The organism is Micromonospora sp. NPDC000121 (assembly GCF_042899165.1).
Classification (GTDB): Bacteria; Actinomycetota; Actinomycetes; order Mycobacteriales; family Micromonosporaceae; genus Micromonospora.
The window spans coordinates 235,008-253,876 of the sequence record NZ_JBIAZP010000009.1 but is presented as its reverse complement, the minus strand read 5'-3'; the positions used below and the strand labels follow the sequence as shown (position 1 = coordinate 253,876).

Annotated in this window: 12 protein-coding genes and 1 pseudogene; 1 reads left to right on the top strand and 12 read right to left on the bottom strand. The window is 75.5% G+C overall.

Annotation, left to right across the window (positions count from 1 at the left end; translation table 11 throughout):
* Positions 1-79: 79 nt before the first annotated feature.
* From ACFY23_RS24400 to rfbA, 6 genes and pseudogenes are all read right to left on the bottom strand, one after another.
* Positions 80-1,429, bottom strand: coding sequence for a metallopeptidase TldD-related protein (locus ACFY23_RS24400; RefSeq protein ID WP_350819324.1), 1,350 nt, complete (start codon positions 1,427-1,429; stop codon positions 80-82).
* 23 nt (positions 1,430-1,452) lie between these two features.
* Positions 1,453-3,009: a TldD/PmbA family protein gene (locus tag ACFY23_RS24395; RefSeq protein WP_350683462.1), complete on the bottom strand. Its 1,557-nt coding sequence runs from the start codon at positions 3,007-3,009 to the stop codon at positions 1,453-1,455.
* Positions 2,973-4,241 carry a cysteine desulfurase gene (locus ACFY23_RS24390; RefSeq protein WP_350683460.1) on the bottom strand — a complete coding sequence of 423 codons (1,269 nt, stop codon included), beginning with the start codon at positions 4,239-4,241 and terminating at the stop codon, positions 2,973-2,975. Before ACFY23_RS24390 ends, ACFY23_RS24395 begins: the two co-directional genes overlap by 37 nt.
* Positions 4,238-5,056, bottom strand: a complete 819-nt coding sequence (locus tag ACFY23_RS24385) for a crotonobetainyl-CoA--carnitine CoA-transferase (protein ID WP_350683458.1) — start codon at positions 5,054-5,056, stop codon at positions 4,238-4,240. The genes ACFY23_RS24390 and ACFY23_RS24385 overlap by 4 nt, the downstream gene beginning before the upstream one ends.
* A gap of 92 nt (positions 5,057-5,148) precedes the next feature.
* Positions 5,149-6,000: pseudogene (locus ACFY23_RS24380) on the bottom strand (class I SAM-dependent methyltransferase); the annotation flags it as partial.
* A 109-nt stretch (positions 6,001-6,109) separates the two neighbouring features.
* Positions 6,110-7,003 carry a glucose-1-phosphate thymidylyltransferase RfbA gene (rfbA, locus tag ACFY23_RS24375; protein ID WP_350683456.1) on the bottom strand — a complete coding sequence of 298 codons (894 nt, stop codon included), beginning with the start codon at positions 7,001-7,003 and terminating at the stop codon, positions 6,110-6,112.
* Between the two features lie 105 nt (positions 7,004-7,108).
* On the opposite strand from rfbA, the gene ACFY23_RS24370 reads away from it, so the two are divergent.
* On the top strand, positions 7,109-7,834 hold the full coding sequence (locus ACFY23_RS24370) for a DUF899 family protein (protein WP_350683454.1): 726 nt from the start codon (positions 7,109-7,111) through the stop codon (positions 7,832-7,834).
* A 40-nt stretch (positions 7,835-7,874) separates the two neighbouring features.
* Here the strand turns inward: ACFY23_RS24370 and ACFY23_RS24365 are convergent, their stop codons facing one another.
* From ACFY23_RS24365 to ACFY23_RS24340, 6 genes are read right to left on the bottom strand one after another with little or no spacing between them, the layout of a single operon-like run.
* Positions 7,875-8,534 (bottom strand): hypothetical protein, encoded by a 660-nt coding sequence (locus ACFY23_RS24365; RefSeq protein WP_350683452.1) that lies wholly within the window; start codon positions 8,532-8,534, stop codon positions 7,875-7,877.
* Between the two features lie 56 nt (positions 8,535-8,590).
* Positions 8,591-9,727, bottom strand: a complete 1,137-nt coding sequence (locus tag ACFY23_RS24360; RefSeq protein WP_350683450.1) for a PLP-dependent aspartate aminotransferase family protein — start codon at positions 9,725-9,727, stop codon at positions 8,591-8,593.
* Between the two features lie 5 nt (positions 9,728-9,732).
* Positions 9,733-10,173 (bottom strand): acyl-CoA thioesterase, encoded by a 441-nt coding sequence (locus tag ACFY23_RS24355; RefSeq protein ID WP_350683448.1) that lies wholly within the window; start codon positions 10,171-10,173, stop codon positions 9,733-9,735.
* Positions 10,174-10,175: 2 nt separating this feature from the next.
* On the bottom strand, positions 10,176-15,935 hold the full coding sequence (locus ACFY23_RS24350) for an SDR family NAD(P)-dependent oxidoreductase (protein WP_350683446.1): 5,760 nt from the start codon (positions 15,933-15,935) through the stop codon (positions 10,176-10,178).
* Complete coding sequence (locus ACFY23_RS24345; RefSeq protein WP_350683444.1) at positions 15,932-16,897, bottom strand: enediyne biosynthesis protein; 966 nt, start codon at positions 16,895-16,897, stop codon at positions 15,932-15,934. Before ACFY23_RS24345 ends, ACFY23_RS24350 begins: the two co-directional genes overlap by 4 nt.
* Positions 16,894-18,867, bottom strand: coding sequence for a CRTAC1 family protein (locus ACFY23_RS24340; protein ID WP_350683442.1), 1,974 nt, complete (start codon positions 18,865-18,867; stop codon positions 16,894-16,896). Before ACFY23_RS24340 ends, ACFY23_RS24345 begins: the two co-directional genes overlap by 4 nt.
* Between the last annotated feature and the right edge of the window lie 2 nt (positions 18,868-18,869).

Here is an 18,869-nt window from a genome sequence, read left to right as displayed (position 1 = left end):
GGCCGCGACGGTCCGCCGGCACCGAGCCGGACGTGCCGGGGGCGGCCGGAGCCAGGGATGCGCCGGCCGGACCAGGCGGTCAGACCGCGTTGGTCGCGGCGGTGAGCCGGAAGTCCTGGACGCGCAGCATCGGCATGGCCGTACGCGCCACCGCGTCGCCCCAGTCGCGGGCCCGGGTCGGCACGGTCCGGCCCACCTCGGTGACCCGGGCGGCCATCGCCAGCGGGCTGTCGTTGAAGCGGAAGTTGTTGACCGCCCCGACGACCTCGCCGTCACGCACCAGGTAGACACCGTCCCGGGTCAGCCCGGTGAGGGCCATGGTGGCGAGGTCCACCTCGCGGATGTACCAGAGGCTCGTCACCAGCAGGCCACGCCGGGTCGTCGCGATCAGGTCGGCGGCCGACGCACCGTCCGGCCCCTCCAGGATGAGGTTGTCCACCGCGGGCGTGAGCGGCATGCCCAGCTCGTCCGCGCTGTCGCGGGTGTGCACCAGCGAGCGCAGCCGGCCCTCGTCCCACCAGCGGGTCGCGCCGAGCGGCAGGCCGTTGTCGAACACCGACCTCGTCGGCGTCGACGCGGGCGCCACCAGGAACGGGGCGCAGCGCAGCCCGTCGGCCGTCGGGTCGCTGCGCAGGGTCAGCGGCACGCCGGCGAGCTGCTCCCCGATCCGGGTCCGGCCCCCCGGCCCGCTGTAGACCGTCCGGCCCTGCGCCGCCGCCCGGGCTCCCGCCGTGGTGTAGGCGTAGTTCATCAGGTCGGCGACGGCGGTCGGCGGCAGCAGGCACTCGTAGCGGCCGGGCGGCACCTCGAACCGCCGCCGGCCCCAGTGCAGGCGCCGGTCCAGCTCGTCCTGCAGCGCGGCCACCGACACGTCGCCGAAGTCGGTGGTCACGGCGTTCGTCCAGACCGGGAAGCCGTCCCGGTCGCGCGCGGTCAACTCCAGGTGCCCGGCGGGCTCGTCGTGGCGCAGCCGCACGCCGGTGGAGGTGCCGAGGAACGTGCTGCGCATCCGGTGCTCGGCGTACCCGTGCAGCACCCGGCCGCCGCGCCGCGCCCGGCCGAACCCGGCGGCCAACTGGTCGACCAGCCCGGTCAGCACCGTCGGCGACGCCGCCGGGACCGGGTCCCCCCAGTGCGGCGACCCGGCACCGGGGGTGGGCAGGGGCCGCGCGTCCGGCGCCGGCGGCGCCTGGCGGGCGGCCGACCGCGCCGCCTCGACCAGCCCGACCACCTCCGCCCGGTCGGCCGGCCCGCACAGCGACACCGCCCCCACCCGGCCGCCCGCGACGGCCACCACCGACACCCGGCGCTCGTCGCCGCTCCCGTTGCCGGTCAGCGCGTTGTCCGCCCAGCGCACGTGCACGTCGGCGCCCCGCTCCACGATCACCACGCAGTCGTCGCCGCCCGCCGCGGCGAGGGCGATCTCCACCGTCTCCTGCGGGCTCGGGGTCCTCACGCGGGCGCCTCCGTCCGGGTGCTGGTCACGCGTACGCCTCGGAACAGCGCCGACGGGCACCCGTGCCCGGCGGCGGCGAGTTGCAGCGGCTGCGCCTTGCCGCACTGCCCCGCACCGGACAGCAGCCAGGTCTGCGGGCCGCCCACCGCCTCCAGCGACCGCCAGAACTCCAGCGTCGTCCCGGTGTACGCGGCGTCCCGCACCTGGCCGACCAGGCGGCCGTCGCGGATCCGGTAGAAGCGCTGCCCGGTGAACTGGAAGTTCACCCGCGCCATGTCGATCGAGAAGCTGTTGTCGCCGACGACGTACAGCCCGTCCCGCACCCGGCCGATCAACTCGCCGGTGTCCGGCCCGCCCGGCGCGGGGCGGAGCGAGACGTTCGGCATCCGCTGCACGGGCAGGTGCCGGTACGACTCGGCGTACGCGCAGCCGGTGGAGCGGTCCAGCCCGGCGGCGCCGGCGGTCTGCCGGTCGTGTTGCGTGCCGACCAGCACGCCGTCGCGGATGAGCGGCCACGACCGGGCGGCCACGCCGTCGTCGTCGTACCCGATCGTGGCCAGACCGTGCGGGGTCGTGCGGTCGGCGACCACGTTCATCGCGGGCGAGCCGTAGCGGAGCGACCCGATGTCGTCGGGCCCGACGAACGAGGTACCGGCGAAGGCCGCCTCCCGGCCGAGGATGCGGTCCAGCTCGGTGGCGTGCCCGACGGTCTCGTGGATCGTCAGCCAGAGGTTGGTCGGGTCGATGACGAGGTCGTACTCGCCCGGCTCGACGGACGGGGCGGCGAGCTTCTCGGCCAGCAGCCCCGGCAGCCGGGTCAGCTCGCCCGCCCAGTCCCAGCCGGTCCCGGTCAGGTACTCCCAGCCGCGGGCGGCCGGCGGCCCGAGGGTGCGCATGGTCTCGAAGGTGCCGTTGTCCGCGTCGATCCGGAACCCGACCACCATCGGGTGCAGCCACGTCCGCCGCTGCCGGACGCGCCGGCCCTCGCTGTCGTGGTACACGGTGGACTCGCGGAACACCTGCAGGTACGCCTCGGCCAGGTCGGCGCCGCCGTCGCGCAGGATCGCGCACCAGCGGGCCAGCAGGGCGGTGCGCTCGGCGGCGGGCACCGCGAAGGGGTCCACCTCGCACGGCGACTCCCACACCGCTGGGCCGTGGACCGGTTCGGGCGCCAGCCGGGGCGGCGCGCCGCGCAGCGGGCGCAGCATCCGGGCCAGCTCGCAGGCCCGGGCGGCCAGCTCGGCGCCCCCCGGCGGGGAGAGGTCCACCCCCGAGGCGAAACCCCAGGTGCCGTCGACCAGGACCCGCACGCCGACTCCGGTCTCGACGCTCTCCTGGGTGCCCTCCGGCTGCGCGTCGCGAACCCGCTCGCGCAGCGCCCGCACCCGCCGCAGCCGCACGTCGGCGTACGAGGCGCCGAGCCGGCGGGCCCGTTCCAGCGCGGCCAGGGCCAGCTCCCCGGCCGGCAGCGTGTCGAATCCCGGTTCCGCGGCGGCGGCCGGGGCGGGCCCGGCGGTCACCGGAACCGGATGTCGGGGTACCGGGTGGTCCACTCCCCCGCCCGCACGGTGCGCAGCGCCTCGGCGACCCGGTCGACCTCGCCACGGGTGCTGTAGACCGCGAACGAGAGCCGCACCGTGCCGAGCAGACCCAGGTCGTCGAGGAACGCGCTGGCGCAGTGCACGCCGGACCGTACGGCGATGCCGTGCGCGTCGAGGTGCCCGCCCACGTCGTACGGGTGCAGGCCGTCCACGGCGATGGAGACGATGCCGGCCGGGTCGGCGGCCGGGTCGCCGACGACCCGCACCCGGTCGACGTCGCACAGGACGTCGACGGCGTACCGGACGAGGTCCGCGTCGTGTGCCCGCACCGCCTCCCGGTCGAGCCCGTCCAGCCAGGTCAACGCGGCGGCGAGCCCGACCGCGGCGCCGATGTCCGGGGTGCCGGCCTCCAGCCGCGCCGGAACCGGCACGTAGGACACCGGAGCGTCGTGCGAGACCCCTTTGACCGTCCCGCCGCCCACCTGGTACGGCGGCAGGTCGGCGAGCAGCTCGCGCCGGCCGTAGAGCACCCCGGAGCCCATCGGGGCGTACACCTTGTGGCCGGAGAAGCAGTAGAAGTCCGCGCCGATCTCCCGCACGTCGACCGGCAGGTGCGCGACCGCCTGCGCGCCGTCGACGACCACGGGCACGCCCCGGTCGTGCGCCACCCGGACCAGCTCCCGCACCGGGTTGACGGTGCCGAGCACGTTGGAGACGTGGCTGACCGCGACGAGGCGGGTCCGGCGGCCCAGGACGGCGGCCAGGTCCTCCGGCCGGACCGGCCCGCCGGCCGGCGACGGCACGATCCGCAGCCTCGCCCCGCGCCGCTCGCAGAGCCGCCGCCACGGCAGCAGGTTGGAGTTGTGCTCCATGCCGGTGACCACGACGTCGTCACCGGCGCCGACGATCCGCTCGGCGAAGGTGTCGGCGAGCAGGTTCACCGCGTCCGTCGTGCCCCGGGTGAAGACGATCTCGTCGGCGTGGGCGGCGTTCACGAACCGCCGGACCACCTCCCGGGCCTCCTCGTAGCGGCCGGTGGCCCGGCGGCTGAGCTCGTAGAAGCCGCGCCCGATGTTGCTGTTGGCGGTGGTGTAGAAGTCGACCACCGCGTCCAGGACCGACCGGGGCTTCTGCGTCGTCGCGGCGTTGTCGAGGTAGGCCAGCGGCGGGCCGTGCCCGGCCACGTCGAGGAACGGGAACTCGGCCCGCACCGCGGACAGGGGATGGGCAGCCGTGTCGGTCATCGTGCTTCCTCCGTGAAGCTTGCGGTGAAGCGGTCGAGGAAACCCGGCGGGCAGGAGAAGAGCTTCTGCTCCGGGTAGGGCCGCTCGGACGGGGGGATCCACCCCGGCTCACCGCGCCGGGGCCACCGCCCGGCCCGGTCCGCCAGGTGCGGGCCGTGGAAGAACCAGCAGATCTGGCTGACCTGTTCGGTGAAGACGACGGGATGCACCTGCGGCGAGTACATCGCCATGTGCCCGTACGCGGCCAGGAACTCGCCCGCCACCCCCATCGAGGCGCCGAGCATGACGTGACCGAAGACGTCGTGCACGGCCCGGAAGATGTCGTTGTGCAGCAGCGCGACGCCGCCGACCGTGACACCCGACGGGGCGCACAGCGGATGGTCCGGCGCGGGCCCGCCGGGGCCGTGGCCGTCCCGGGTCAGGTAGACGTGCAGCACGCCGGTGCGGGCGAGGCGGTCGACCAGGTCCGCCGCGCCCCGGTACGGCTGCCCGGGGCCCCGCCACGGCTCGACGCGGATCCCCGCCCGGGCCAGCAGGGCGAAGTGCCGCAGGTTCTCCTCCGTGAACCGGCGGTACCGGGCCGCCAGGTCCGGCCCGAGGTCCCGCCGGGGCGCCCGGTCGAAGTGGCGCGCCACCGTGCGGCAGAACTCCGGGTCGACGCGCACCCGGGTGCCGGGCAGCCCACCCAGCTCTCGGCGGGGCAGTTCGCCGCGCGCGGCGGCGTCGTCGACGTACGACTGGGCCAGCGCCAGCAGGCCGGGGTGGCCGGCCGGCGGGCGGACCGGGCGTGGCGCGCTCGGGCAGGCCGCGGTCATCCGGCCCTCCCCGGCCCGGCCCCCGGCGGGCCGGATCCGGCCGCCTCGGGTCGGCCACCGTCGGCCGGCGCCGCGGAGGTGTCGGCGGGCCGGCGCGCGCGCAGGCAGAGCGCCGAGCCGGGCAGGGTGAGCAGGCCGTCCGCGTCGGCGAAGGCGGCGGCGGCCTCGGCGAGCCGGTCCCAGCCCGCCCGCTCCGCGTCGGCGCCGAGCTGCCGCCGCACCGTGGCGAGGACACCGGGCGGCGTCACGTCCCGGGTGTACCCGAGGTATTCGTCGACGGAGGCGAACCGCATCGCGATCCCGACGGACGCGGTGCCGACGTCCGTGAAGCCGGCGGCGAGCAGGTCGGCGCGGACGCGGCCGGCGTCGGACATGCTGAACGGGCCGGGGCGGCCCGGCGGGGGGACCGGCAGGCCCGCGGCCAGCGTCCGGAAGCCCAGCGCGGTCATCGGGTTCGCCTCCGGCGGCCCCCAGACGGCGGCGGCCAGCACGCCGCCGGGCGCCAGGAGGCGGTGCAGGTCCGTGAGGGTGCGCTGGCGGTCCACCGCGAACATCAGCCCCCACCGGCTGAGCACCGCGTCGAAGGAGTGCGCCGGCAAATCGAGGGCCTCCACGTCGGACTCGGCGAAGTCGATGGGGTGGCCGAGGCCGGCGGCGCAGCGGCGGGCCCGGTCGACCATCTCCGGGGAGAGGTCGATGCCGAGCACCCGGCCGGTCGGGGCGACCAGCCGGCCGGCGCTGACCGACGGCTCGCCGGTGCCGCAGCCGACGTCGAGCACCCGGTGACCGGGGCGGAGCCCGGCGGCGCGCAGCAGCCAGTCGGTCACCGGCGCCGCGGCCCGCTCGTAGCGGTCCTGCCAGTAGTCCCACCCGGCGCTGACCGCGTTCCAGGTGTCACGTTGCTCGGCCTTGAAGGCCACGGAGTCGAACCGGACGACGGTCATGTCGCTCTCCTCGCAGGCGGACTCGGCCTCAGCTCACTATATGATTGACAAGTTTGTCGGGCAACGGCCTGGGCTTGCCATCGCCTGCCCGCCGCCGGCGCCCGGCCCCTCACCCGACGGCGGCCGGGCGCGCCGGGCGCTCGCCGTCGAGCAGGCGCAGCAGGTAGTCGCCGTACCCGCTGGCGCGCAGCGGCACCGCCAGGCGGCGCATCGCCGCGTCGTCGAGCAGCCCGGCCCGCCAGGCCGCCTCCTCGACGCAGCCGACCTTGACTCCGTGCCGCTCCTCGATCACGCGCACGTACTCGGCCGCCTTCATCAGGTCGCCGAACCGGCCGGTGTCCAGCCACGCGGTGCGCCGCCCGAGCAGCCGCACCTCCAGCCGGCCCCGGCGCAGGTACTCCCGGTTGACGTCGGTGATCTCCAACTCGCCCCGGGCGCTGGGCGTCAGTTCGGCGGCGATGGAGACGACGTCCGCGCCGTACACGTAGAGGCCGGGCACGGCGTACCGGGACGGCGGGACCAGGGGCTTCTCCACGATGTCGCGCACCGCGCCGCACTCGTCGAAGTCGAGCACCCCGTACGGCCGAGGGTCCGCCACCGGGAGCCCGAAGACCAGCCCACCGTCCACCTCGGTCAGCTCCGCGAGCTGCCGGTCCAGCCCGGCGGAGTGAATGATGTTGTCGCCGAGGATGAGCACGGCCGGGCCGCCGGCGAGGAAGTCCGCGGCGAGCAGGAGCGCGTGGGCGATGCCGTCCGGGCGCTCCTGCACGGCGTACCGCAGGTCGAGCCCCCACTGGCCACCGTCGCCGAGCAGGCGCCGGAACAGCGGCTGCTCGTCGGGGCGCGTGATGATGAGGATCTCCCGCACACCGGCCGTCACGAGGGTGCTCAGCGGATAGAAGATCATCGGCTTGTCGTAGACCGGCATCAGTTGCTTGGAGACCGCCCGGGTCACCGGCCACATCCGCGACCCGGTGCCACCAGCGAGCAAAACACCACGCATTTTTAAAGCGTAACGCATGACGCCTACGCGTGGTGGAAACATCACGTCGGGTGCCGGGCGAGGTAGCCTGCCCGGGGTGACCCGACCGTCGCGGAGGGAGCAACGATGACCGACGTCGACCAGGAGACCGCGCTGCCGAGCTGGCCTGTCGGCGCCGACGGCGCGTACGTGGCCGCGCGGCGGGCGCTCGCGTCGGCCGAGCAGGACCTGCGGGACCAGCTCGAACGCGTGGCCGCGGCGCGGCGGCGGCTGCCACCCGGCCCGCTGCTGGCCGACTACCGGCTCGCCGAGGGGCCGGCCGACCTGACCCGCTCCGGGCCGGCCCGGAGCGTCCGGCTGCGCGACCTGTTCGAGGAGCACGAGACCCTCTTCGTCTACCACCTGATGTTCGCACCGGAGGCCGCCGAGGCATGTCCCATGTGCTCGCTGTGGGTGGACGGCTTCCACGGGGTGCTTCCGCACCTGCGTCGGCACACCGCCGTGGCGGTGGTGGCGAAGGCCCCGCTGCCGCGGCTGCGTGCCTGGGCCCGGCGGCGGGGCTGGGCCGGCCTGCGGATCCTGTCCAGCCACGGCACGTCCTTCAACGCCGACCTGCGCGCCGAACACCCGGACGGCACCCAACGACCGATGGTCAGCGTGCTGCGCGCCGAGGGCGACCGGGTGAGGCACTTCTACTCCGCCCCGGCGAGCTTCCCCGACGGTGGCGAGCGCGGCATCGACCTGCTCAGCCCGGTCTGGAACGTCCTCGACCTGCTGCCTGAGGGCCGCCGCGACTGGTACGCCGGCAACGACTACGTCCCCGCCCCGGCGGCCTCCCCCGAACCGGTCTGACGCCCCACCGCCCGGATCGGCCCGGCGGCCCGCCGTCGGGTCACGACCCGGCGGCGAGCAGATCGGGCAGCCGCACCGCCGCCAGCCGGCGGCCGGCGAAGTCGGCGTACCAGAGCAGGGCGCCGTCCCAGGTCAGGCCGACCGGGCGGCCGGCCACGGGCGCCTGTCCGCGCAGCGTGCCGTGCCGGGCGTCGACCGCCCGCAGCATCGCCCCCTCGAAGTCCGCGTAGACCACGAGGTCACCGGCCACCGTCAGCCCGGACGGCACGCCGGGCACCGGGAACTCACGCTGGACGGTCATCGTGGCGACGTCGCGGAGCTGGACGACCGACGGCCCGCGCAGCCCCATCCACATCGCCACGCCGGTGGTCTCCACACCGCAGAGCCGGCCGCTGGGCGGAGCCACCTCCTTCTCGCCGAGCGCCTCGCCGGTGAGCGGGTCGATCAGCAGGATCCGCTTCGGGCGTCCGCCGACCTGGCAGAGCGCGCCGCCGCCCACCGTGAGGTCGGCCCGCGCCCGGGGGCAGGACAGGGTCCGCACGACGGCGCCGGTGTCCGGGGCGAGGGCGTAGATCTCGCCGGCCTCCTGGTCGGAGTGCCAGAAGAACTCGCCGTCGAAGGTGAGGCCGCACAGGTAGCGACCCGGCGCGGGCAGCGACCGGACGACCGGCAACGTCGTGTCGATCTCGCGGATGGCCATGGACGGCCCCTTTCGTGGCAGGCGGGTGGGCGGCGGGACGCGGGCGGACGGCGGGCTCAGGTGCCGCCCGCCAGCGCCCGGGACAGGTCCTCGGCGAGGTCCTGCGGGTCCTCGATGCCGACCGACAACCGGATCAGCGACTCGCCGATGCCCCGACGCGCGCGCGCCTCGGCCGACAGCGGACGGTGCGTCATCAGGGCCGGGCACTCCACAAGGGAGTGCACGCCCCCGAGGCTGACGCCGCAGGTGAAGAGCGTGAACCGGTCCAGCAGTCGCTCGGCGGGGCCGCCGAGGTAGTCGAAGGAGACGATCGCGCCGGGCGCGCTCATCTGGGCCTTGACGACCGCGTGCTGGGGGTGCTCGGGCAGCCCCGGATAGTGGACGGCGCCGACCACGGGGCTCGCCCGCAGCCGCTCCACCAGGACGCGCGCGGTGGCGACCTGCCGGTGCACCCGCAGCGACAGGGTGTGCAGCCCCCGGCGGACCAGGAAGCAGTCCAGCGCCCCCGGCACGTTCCCGGCCGTCGTCCGGTACGCCCGGACCGCGGCGTGCAGGTCCGCGTCGCGGTAGACGAGGGCACCGCCCAGCACGTCCGCGTGGCCGGCGATGGACTTGGTGGTGCTGTACAGCGAGACGTCGGCGCCGAGCGCCAGCGGCTGCTGGAGCACCGGGCTGGCGAAGGTGTTGTCGACCACCACGCGGGCCCCCCGCTCGTGCGCCCGCCGGCTGACCTCGGCGACGTCCACCACGGTGAGCAGCGGGTTGGTCGGCGTCTCGATCCAGACCAGGGCCAGGTCCGGCTCGGCCAGGGCCGCCGCGATCCCCTCCGGCGTGGTCAGGTCGGCGTACCGCACCCGCACGCCCTGCCGCGCGGCCAGGTCGAACAGGCCGTCGGTGCCGGCGTACACGTCGTCGGTGCTCACCACGCACTGCCCGGGCCGCACCAGCGACAGCAGGGTCGCGGCGGCGGCCTGCCCGGAGGAGAAGACCGTGGCGAACGGCGCCCGCTCCAGACCGGCGAGGCACTCCTCCAGCTCCTCCCGGGTGGGGTTCTCGCCCCGGCCGTAGAAGTAGCGGGGCTCGTCCTGCGCGCGGCGCTCGTAGGTGGTGGAGACGTGGATCGGGGGGACGACGTCCCCGGTGCCGGCCGACGGCCGGCGGCCGCCGTGCACCAGCCGGGTGTCGAAGCGCATACCGCTCACCCCTGCCCCACCGTGGCCGACCGGAACGGGGCGAACGCCCGCACCAGGCCGGCCGGCACCCGGACCGGCTCGGTCCGCCCGTTCGGCCCGCGCATGCACGCGATCCGCTGCCGCCCCCGGGCGACCAGCAGATCGTCGCCGCCGAGCCGCAGGTAGTCGAAGCCCAGCTCCATCTGGGTCTGGGTGAGTTCGACCAGCCGCATCCGGACCGCGAGGCGGTCGAACGGCGCCAGCTCGGCGAAGAACTCGCACTCGGCCTTGAGGGTGAACAGCTTCAGGTCGGCGCGCAGCTCGTCGAGGATCTCCGGCGCGTGCTCGTACAGGAACATCTCCCGGCACCGGCCCTGCCAGCGCAGGTAGTTGACGTAGTACACGTTGCCGACGAGGTTGGTCTCCTCGAAGCCGACGACGTGCCGGTACTCGTAGTAGCGCGGCATGCTCACCTCCCCGCCCCGCTGAGCACGGCGACCACGGCCGGCGCCGCCGCTCCCGCCACCGCGACGACCCGGGTGGCGACCCGGACGTCGCCGGCGTCCAGCACCACCCAGCCGTCGGGGAGCGCCCCGGGCAGCAGGGTGAGCCGGCCCTCGGGGCGGCCGGCCTTCTGCAGGCACTCCTCCGCGCACCAGACCCGGGTGGCCGCCACGTCCGGCGGATCACCGACCTCCGCGACGAGCAGCGCCGCCACCGCGCCGTGCCGACCCACCAGGTCGCGCCGCACGTCCGCCGGGCGGGCGGCCACCGGCTCGGCGTCGCAGGCGAGCGTCCCGTCCCCGGCGACGGCGAGGTCGAGCGGCGCCGAGTGCGCCACGGAGACGGTGTACGGCAGGTCGACCTCCGGCCGCCCGTCGGGCCGGTGCCGCACCACCACGGGCTGGCCCAGCGCGCGGGAGAGCAGCGCGCCGGAGTCGCGGGGCCCGCCCCCGGGTGCGGCGGCGACCGCGATGTCGCCGGGGAACACCTCGGCGAGCCGTCGTTGCAGCAGCGGCCCCAGCAGCGCGGGCGGCCAGGACCCGCGCGGCGCGTGCGGACGCACGGCGCGCAGCCGCAGACCCATCCAGTGCTCGATCACCGCGCCCGTGGCGTCCCGGACGACGACGTCGTACACGTAGGCGGTGCCGTGCTGTTCGCGTTCCCGCGCGGTCATCGTCACGGCCTCGGTGGCCGACAGCTTGGGGCCCGCCGACCAGATCCGGTCGATGCCCTCCGGCAGCAGCGTCGCGTCCGGCACGCACACCTGGATCCCGTGCATGAACGCGTCCCGGGCGCCCGGGTCGCCGAGCACCAGCCGCCCCGGCAGGAAGGCGCTGAACCAGGAGGCGGCGTCGCTGGTGACCACCTCGGCCTCGGCGACCCGCGCCGCGACCTGCCGGTAGCCCTTGATCCGGCGGAACCGACCGGCCTGGAACAACACGTCGCCGTAGAGGTCGCGGGCCGGGTCGAGCGGTACGGCCGGCAGCTCCGCCGGCGCGGGCGCCGCGGTGTACGCCGGGTAGGTCTCGTCCGGCGCGAACCGGAGCCGGGCGCGGAAGTGGTCGGCCGCGAAGCCGGTCACCGCGCTACGCAGGACGACGTCGATGACCTGCTCCGACCGGACCAGCGCGGCGACGCGTACGGTCGTGCCGGTGTCCGGGTCGACGACCACCGGGCGGTCGAACCGGACCTCCTCGATCACGGGCACTCCCGGGTGCCGGGCCAGGGCGGTGGCCACCTGGGCCATGGCCTCCAACCCGAGCACCGCCGGGAACAGCAGGTCGCCGTCGAGCCGGTGGTCCTCCAGGTACGGATCCGTGGTGCGGGCCAGGTCGACCTCGCACACCAGCTCGATGCCGTCGTAGCGCACCAACGGCCGTTCGGTGAAGCGCAGCAGCGGCAGCTCGGAGCGGTGGTAGCGCAGGGTCTCCACGCCGCCGGTACGGCCGGTGACCACCACCACCGGGGGCAGCGTGTCGTCGGCGACCACCTCGCGCAGGACCCGCAGGCCGTCGTCCGGGCTGATCGGGGTGACGCCGGAGCCGCTCAACGACTCGACCACCGACAGCCGCTCCCCCATGCCGACCCCGGACCACACCGACCACTCCAGGCAGACGGCGCGGCACTCCGGCCGCGTCGCGGCCACCTCCCGGGTCAGCTCGGCCAGCGCCTCGTTCGCCGCGGCGTAGTGCGCCTCGCCGTGCAGCCCCGCCCGCCCGATGATGCTGCCGAACGTGACCAGCAGGCGCAGCCGTGCGGGGTCGACCGCGGCGAGCACCGCCCGCAGGCCGTCGACCTTGGCGGCGAACACGCCCCGCAGGGCCGCCTCGTCCAGGTCGGCGAGCGCGGCTGGGGTGTTCTGCCCGGCGCCGTGGAGCACGGCGGTCACCGGGCCCCAGTCGGCGGTGACCGTGGCGACCGCGGCGGCCACCGCGCCGGCGTCGGTGACGTCGACCCGCAGGTAGCGCAGGTCGGACGCGGCGTCCGCGAGCCGCTTCAGGTTGTCGGCCAGGGCCTCGTCGGCGGTGGGGTCGGACCGGCCGAGGACGGCGAGTCGGGCACCGCTCTCCCGGGCCAGCATCAGCGCGGACTCGGCCGTGATGCCCTTGCCGCCGCCAGTCACCAGCAGCACGTCGGCCGGGCCCAGCGGCAGGGCGCCCGGCTCGCCGTCGGACGCGGGCAGCGGGCGCAGCACGGGCACCCGACGGCGGCCGCCCGGGTCGTACACCGCCTCGGTGAAGTCGTCCGTGGCGGCCACGTCGGCGACCACCCGGTCGACCGCGGCCGGGTCGAGGGGGGTGGTCACGACGGTGGTCCGCAGCCGGTCGCCCTCCAGCCGGGCGGTCTTGGCCAGCGCCCCCGCCCGCGCCGCCGGCTGCACCACCACGAGCCGCCCGCCGGGCGGTTGGCGCAGCGCGGCCTGGGCCCCGCGCACCGCGGTGACCAGGTGCTCCTCGTCGGGTTCGTCGGGCAGGCAGACGAGAACGCCCTCGCCGACGCCCGCCGCCTCCAGGGCCCGGCGCAGGGCGTCCGCGAGGGGGTGGTCGGCGCCCGCGAACACCTGCCAGCGGCCGCACGGCTCCGTCGGGTCGGTCGCCGGCAGCGGCTCGTCGACCAGGTCGACGACGAAGGTACGCACCCACGGCGCGACCCCGGCGACGAGGTCCGCGCGCTCGTGCGGGGCCTCGCGCTCCCGGGCCTCCAGCGCCTCGGCCATCTCCCGGACGGTGGCGGTGGCGAAGTTGGTCGGCATCGCCACCGCGGACAGCCCCATGGCGCGGGCGGCCTCGTTGACGAGCTGGCCGACGGTGATCGAGCTCATGTGCAGGTCGTCGAGGAACCGGCTGTCGTCCCGAAGCACCTCCACCGGCAGCTCGGCGCGTTCCGCCACGAGGTGCCGCACCAGCTCGAGCGCACCGGTGGCGGCCGGCAGCGCGGTGTCGTCGGCCCGGGCCGGAGCCGGGACCGGGGCGACCGCGGCCGGTGCCGGCCCGGCCAGCTCGGGCGCCGCCTCGCACGGGCTCGCGAAGAAGGTGCGGGCGCGGTGCGGGTCGAACGGTCGGGTCAGCCGGTCCTCGAACAGGACCGGGTACGCGGCCGGGCCGCCGAGCGCGTACACCGCGCCGACCGCGGCGAGCAGGCCCGACAGCGACTCGGCGTCGGTGTCGACCGCCAGCGCCGGCACGTCCGGCGCCTGCTCGCGGGCCAGCCCGGTGAGCACCCTGCCGGGGCCGACCTCGAGGAACAGGTCGACCTCGGCGGCGGCGCGTCCCAGCGCGGCGGCGAAGCGCACCGGAGCCTCGATCTGCCGGTGCAGGTGCCGCGGCAGGTCGGTGTCCGACGGGAGGACGGCGCCGGTCACCGTCGAGGCCACGCGGCGCAGCAGCGGCCCGAACCGGCGGGACCGCAGGCGCTCGGCGAAGGCGGCGGCCGCCGATGCCATCAGCGGCGAGTGGAAGGCGTGCGGGACCGGCAGCCGGGTGCAGTTCACCCCCGCCGTCGCGGCCCGGCGGGCCACCTCGGCCACGATGTCGTCGGCTCCGGCGACGACCGTCTGCCGGGGCCCGTTGTAGCCGGCGATCACCGCGTTGGTGCCGGCCAGCAGGGCGACGGTCTCCTCCGGCCCGGCGGTGACGCCGAGCATCGCCCCGGGCGGGGCGTGCCTGGCCATGGCCTCGCCCCGGAGCGTGACGAGCTCCCGCAGCTCGTCCTCGTCGAGGCAGCCCGCCCAGTGCAGCGTGGTGAGTTCGCCGAGGCTGTGCCCGACGACGACGGTCGCGTCGATGTCGAGCGCGGCGAGGGCGCGCAGCCCGGCCAGCGAGCCCGTGACGATCCGGGGCTGGGCGAACACGGTCGACCCGGCCGCCTCGTCCCCGGGTGGCTCCCCGGCCGCGCGGTAGACGTCGTCGATTTCGGTGAACCGCCGGCGCAGCGCCCCGCCGCCCCAGCCCCGACCGGACCCCTGCCCGGGGAACAGGAAGCCGACCCGGGCCGGCCGGGTGACCCGGCCGACGAAGACGCCCCGCGCCGGGTCGACCAGTGTCCCGGCGCCCTCGGGCGCCAGGGCCCGGGCCGCCAGTCCGAGGGCGCGGTCGGCCTCCTCCGGTGACCGGGCCACGACCGCCGCCCGGTACGCGCGGCCGCGCTGGCTCCGGTGCAGGTTCGTGGCGAGGTCGCCCAGCTCGGCGAAGGCCAGCCCGGCCACGACCGTCCGCAGGTCGTCCAGCCGGTCGCGCAGCTCGTCGCGGGTGTCCGCGTCGACCAGGAGCAGCTCGGCGTCCTGCACGGACCGGGCGAGCTGCTGCGTCCGCCGGTCCAGGGACCGGCGGCGGGGGCGGGTGGGGCCGTCGACGACGAGGTGGGTGTTGATGCCGCCGAAGCCCATCGCGGTGACGCCGGCCCGCTGCGCGGCGCCGGCCGGCCACGGCTCGGCCCGCCGTACGGCGCGCAGCGCGGGCCGGTCCGCGGCGAGTTCGGGGTGCGGCTCGACGCACCCGACGGTCGGCGGGACGACCTGGTGGTGCACGGCCAGGACGGCCTTGATCAGGCCGGCCACCCCGGCCGCGGCCTTGGTGTGCCCGATCATCCCCTTGATGGATCCGATCGCGGCGGGGTCCGCGTCCGGGTCGGCCGCCCGGCGTTCCTCGCCCAGGGCCCGCAGCTCGGTGCCGTCGCCGACGGCCGTGCCGGTGCCGTGCCCCTCGAACAGCGGCACGGTGTCCACCCCGAAACCGGCCCGCTGGTACGCGCGCCGCAGGGCCAGCCGGTAGCCGGCCGCCTCCGGCCGGGTGATGCCGCCCCGACCGTCGGAGGAGACGCCCCACCCGGCGACCGAGGCGTAGATGCGCCGGCCCTGCGCGAGCGCGTCCCGCTCCCGCATGAGCACCACCATGCCGCAGCCCTCGCCGGGCCAGAACCCGTTGGAGCGGCGGTCGTAGACCCGCATCTCGTCGCCGGCTAGCGCGCCGGTCTTGGCGAAGCCGACCATCTCGAAGGGGTCGATGGACAGGTCCACGCCGCCGGCCACCGCCACGTCGACGTCGAGGTCGGTCAGGCTGCGGCAGGCGGTGACCACCGACAGCAGGGAGGAGGCGCAGGCGCCGTCCACCGTGTACCCGCCGCCGTGCAGGTCGAAGTGGTTGCAGATCCGCCCGGCGATGGTGTTGGACAGGCCGCCCGCGAGGCTGTCCTCGGTGATCTCGGCGAACGGCGCCTTGTAGGAGCGTTCCAGGTCGGCGAGGAAGGCCGCCACCCGGTCGTCGTCCCAGCCCTGCTCGCCGAGGGCGGCGCCCACCACGCGCCGGACGTACGGCCACCGCAGGCGCATCATGCCGGCCCGGGTGAACTCGCCGGTGAGGGTGTTGCCGACGACCACCGCCGTCCGTTCCCGCGGCAGCCCGTCGCCCTCGGGGAACCCGGCGTCGGCGAGCGCCTGCGCGGCCATGTCGAGGGCCAGCCAGTGGGTGAGGTCGGTGGACCGGTACGTGCTCCCGCTGACCTTGAACCCGACCCGGTCGAACTCGTAGCCCTCGATGACGGCCGCGTTGCCCGCGTAGTAGCGGTCGGGGGCGGCCGGATCCGGGGACCAGTAGTCGGCGGCCCGCATCCGCTCCTCGGGCAGGCGGCGGAACGCACGCCGCCCGGCGAGGGCGTTCTCCCACAGCTGCCCGGGGCCGGCGGCGTCCGGGAAGCGGCAGGCCAGGCCGACGACGGCGATCCTGCTCATGCCCGCACCATCTCGCGGGCCACGGCGGGTGGCACCGTGCCGTCGACGGTCCCCGGGGCGGCGGGCGGCGTGCCCTTGCCGTCGCGGGCGGCGACGCGTACCGCGTGCAGCGACCAGAGGAAGCCGCCCCGGATCAGACAGACGATGGCGGTGGCGAAGAAGAGGCCGTAGACGATGGACGCGCCGGTGAGGACGCCGTACACCAGGGCCACCCCGCCACCGAAGGCGAACTGGGACAGCGGCCGCGACGGGGTCGTCCCCGGGTCGGTGATCATGTAGTTCGTGAACAGGACGAACGCCACCCCGGTCATGGTGGCCAGCGCCGGCAGGATGGCGGTGTCCAGCACGAGTCCCCGCACCACCGACTGGAGCACGAAGACGCCCAGCCAGCCGGCGATCAGCCACATCCGGCCGGTGAGCTTCGCGTTGAGCATGGTGCCGAAGACGACGATGACCGCGGGGACGATCCAGTCGGCGGGGCCCTCCAGGTACTCGGTGAACTGGTACGGCGGGGCGATCGAGATCCACGGGAACAGCAGCAGCACCACCGCGATGCCGAAGTTCGACGGGTTCATGAAGTGCCGCAGCCGGCCGTTGACCGGCACCCGGAACAGCCACTTCCCGCTGATCGCCACGGCCACCGCGAACATCATCACCGGCACGCGGTCGTTGACGTACAGCAGCATGTTCACCGCGAGGGCGGTGATGTGCGCGGGGTAGAGGAACTCGACCAGGCCGCGCAGGCCGTTGCCGCGGAACCGGGGCGGGCGCCGCTCGGCCCGCGCGCCGATGATCTCCAGCCCGAGCTCGACGGCGTAGCCGGTGGCGAGCGCGATCAGCGGCCACGCCCAGGCCTGCTCGAAGCCGAGCACGGTGTAGCCGGCGATGTTGAGGATGGTGATGGAGATGGCGAACCTGCGCAGCGCGGTGATCCGCGGGTCCTTCGCCGGCTTCTGCGTCATCGCGAGACCTCCCGAGCCTGCGAACCGAGGGTGAGGGTGTGTCGACCGGGGGCCAGCGTCAGCTCCTGCTCGTGCGGGGCGCCGGACCGGTCCCGCCAGGTGAGGTGGACCGACACCGGGCCGGTCACGTCGTCGAGACCGAGCGACACCTCGTTGCTGCGCCGGCCCGAGTGGCCGCTGCCGCCGTCGACCCGGTCGATGAGCACCCGGCCGTCCGGCGTGGTCACCCGGACCTGCGCGCCGACGACCGGCGACCCCGCCCCGGCGAGGGGGCCGGCGGCCGGCGCCTGCTCGTGCAGCAGCCGCAGGGTGAGGAAGGAACCGGTGTCCGGGCTGTCGTTGCGGTAGAAGACCGGCGCGTCCCACTGCCGGGCGACGACGAGGTCGAGGCGCCCGTCGCCGTCGGCGTCGGCGGTGGCGATGCCCCGGCTGGGCACCCGGTCGGCCAGGCCCAGTTCGTGGCTGAGGTCCTCGTAGCGGCCGTCGGCGCCCCGGACGTGGAAGGCGAGGTGCTGGCCGCCGGCGATGTCGTCGCCCTGCTCGACCTTCGGCCACCAGCGGGGGTTGGCGAGCAGGTCGTCGTTGGCGGTGGCCGCCTCCTGCAACTGCGCCCAGCGGTTGACCTCGCCCTTGACGAAGCCGGAGGTCTGCACGATCGCCGGGTCGCCGCGGTTGGTGAAGTCGCCGAACTTGACGTCCCAGCTCCACCCGCTCCAGGCCAGGCCCAGCTCGGCGCTGCGGTCGTGCCACGGCGCCTCGCCGGCCCACAGCGCGGCGCGCAGCGCGGCGGTGTCGGCGGCGGTGTTGACGAAGGCGAAGTTGCTCTCCTGGATGCCGAAGGAGGTGGTGATGTTGCCGACGTACAGGTCGAACATGCCGTCGCCGTCGATGTCGCCGAAGTCCACGCCCATGCCCTTGAACGAGTCGTGGCCGAGCCGCTTTGACTTGGGGGTCAGGCCGGGCAGCCCGGGGCTCTCGACCGGCGCGAAGGCGATCCGCCCCCGCTCCGACCGGTTGTGCAGCAGCCGGTCCGGCCCGAAGTCGTTGGCCACGTACAGCTCGGGCAGTTGGTCGCCGTCGAGGTCGTTCGCGGCGACGGCGAGCGTCCAGCCCCGGGAGACCTTGGTGTCGAAGACGTCCGGGACCTCGGCGAAGGAGGCGCTCGGCGTGGCGCCGGCGGTGCCGCCGGTCCACCGGAACACGTGGTCCTCGCCGCCGTTGAGGCCGTTGGACATGGACCGGTTCATCGCCACCCCGCCGTGGACGGTGTCGTCGAGGACGGCGCTGTCGGGGAAGTAGTTGCCGATGTAGACGTCCAGGTGCCCGTCGCCGTCGAAGTCGGCCAGCGTCGCGGCGTTGGTGTTCCACTTCGGCCCGTCGTACCGGCTACCGCCGGTCGCCGCGCCCGGCACCAGCTCGACGGGGTGGTAGGCGGCCCGGGACAGCCCGGTCGCGTCCGCCCGGGCCAGGAAGACCACCGGGGTCCGGCCCCACCAGTACACGAGCAGGTCGGTGCGGCCGTCGGCGTTGAGGTCGCCGGGCAGGCAGCCCATCGGGGCGACGTACGGGTTCATCGGCAGCGGCGCCGGGTCCAGCACGAACGGCTGGTAGCGGTCGGCGCCGGCGGTCGGGGCCGGGGTCACCACGACGCGGTCGACGCGTGGGTCGGTGACGCACAGGTCGTTGGCCAGTCCGTCACCGTCCAGGTCGTTCATCGCGGCGCCGGCGCCGACGGAGGAGATCCACGCCGCCAGGTGCTGGTACGCGCCGTTGACCCGGCGGATCGACTGCTGCGGCAGGCCGCCCGGCATCGGCAGCGACATCGGCGTGAACCGGTACGGCTCCGCCATGGCGCGCCGCTCGTCGGCGTTCGCCTCCGGCTGCCGGACCAGCACGTACATGCCGGTGAGCAGCACCAGCGCGACCAGCCCGGCCAACTGCCGGCGGAACATAGTGATGATTGCCGACAAGG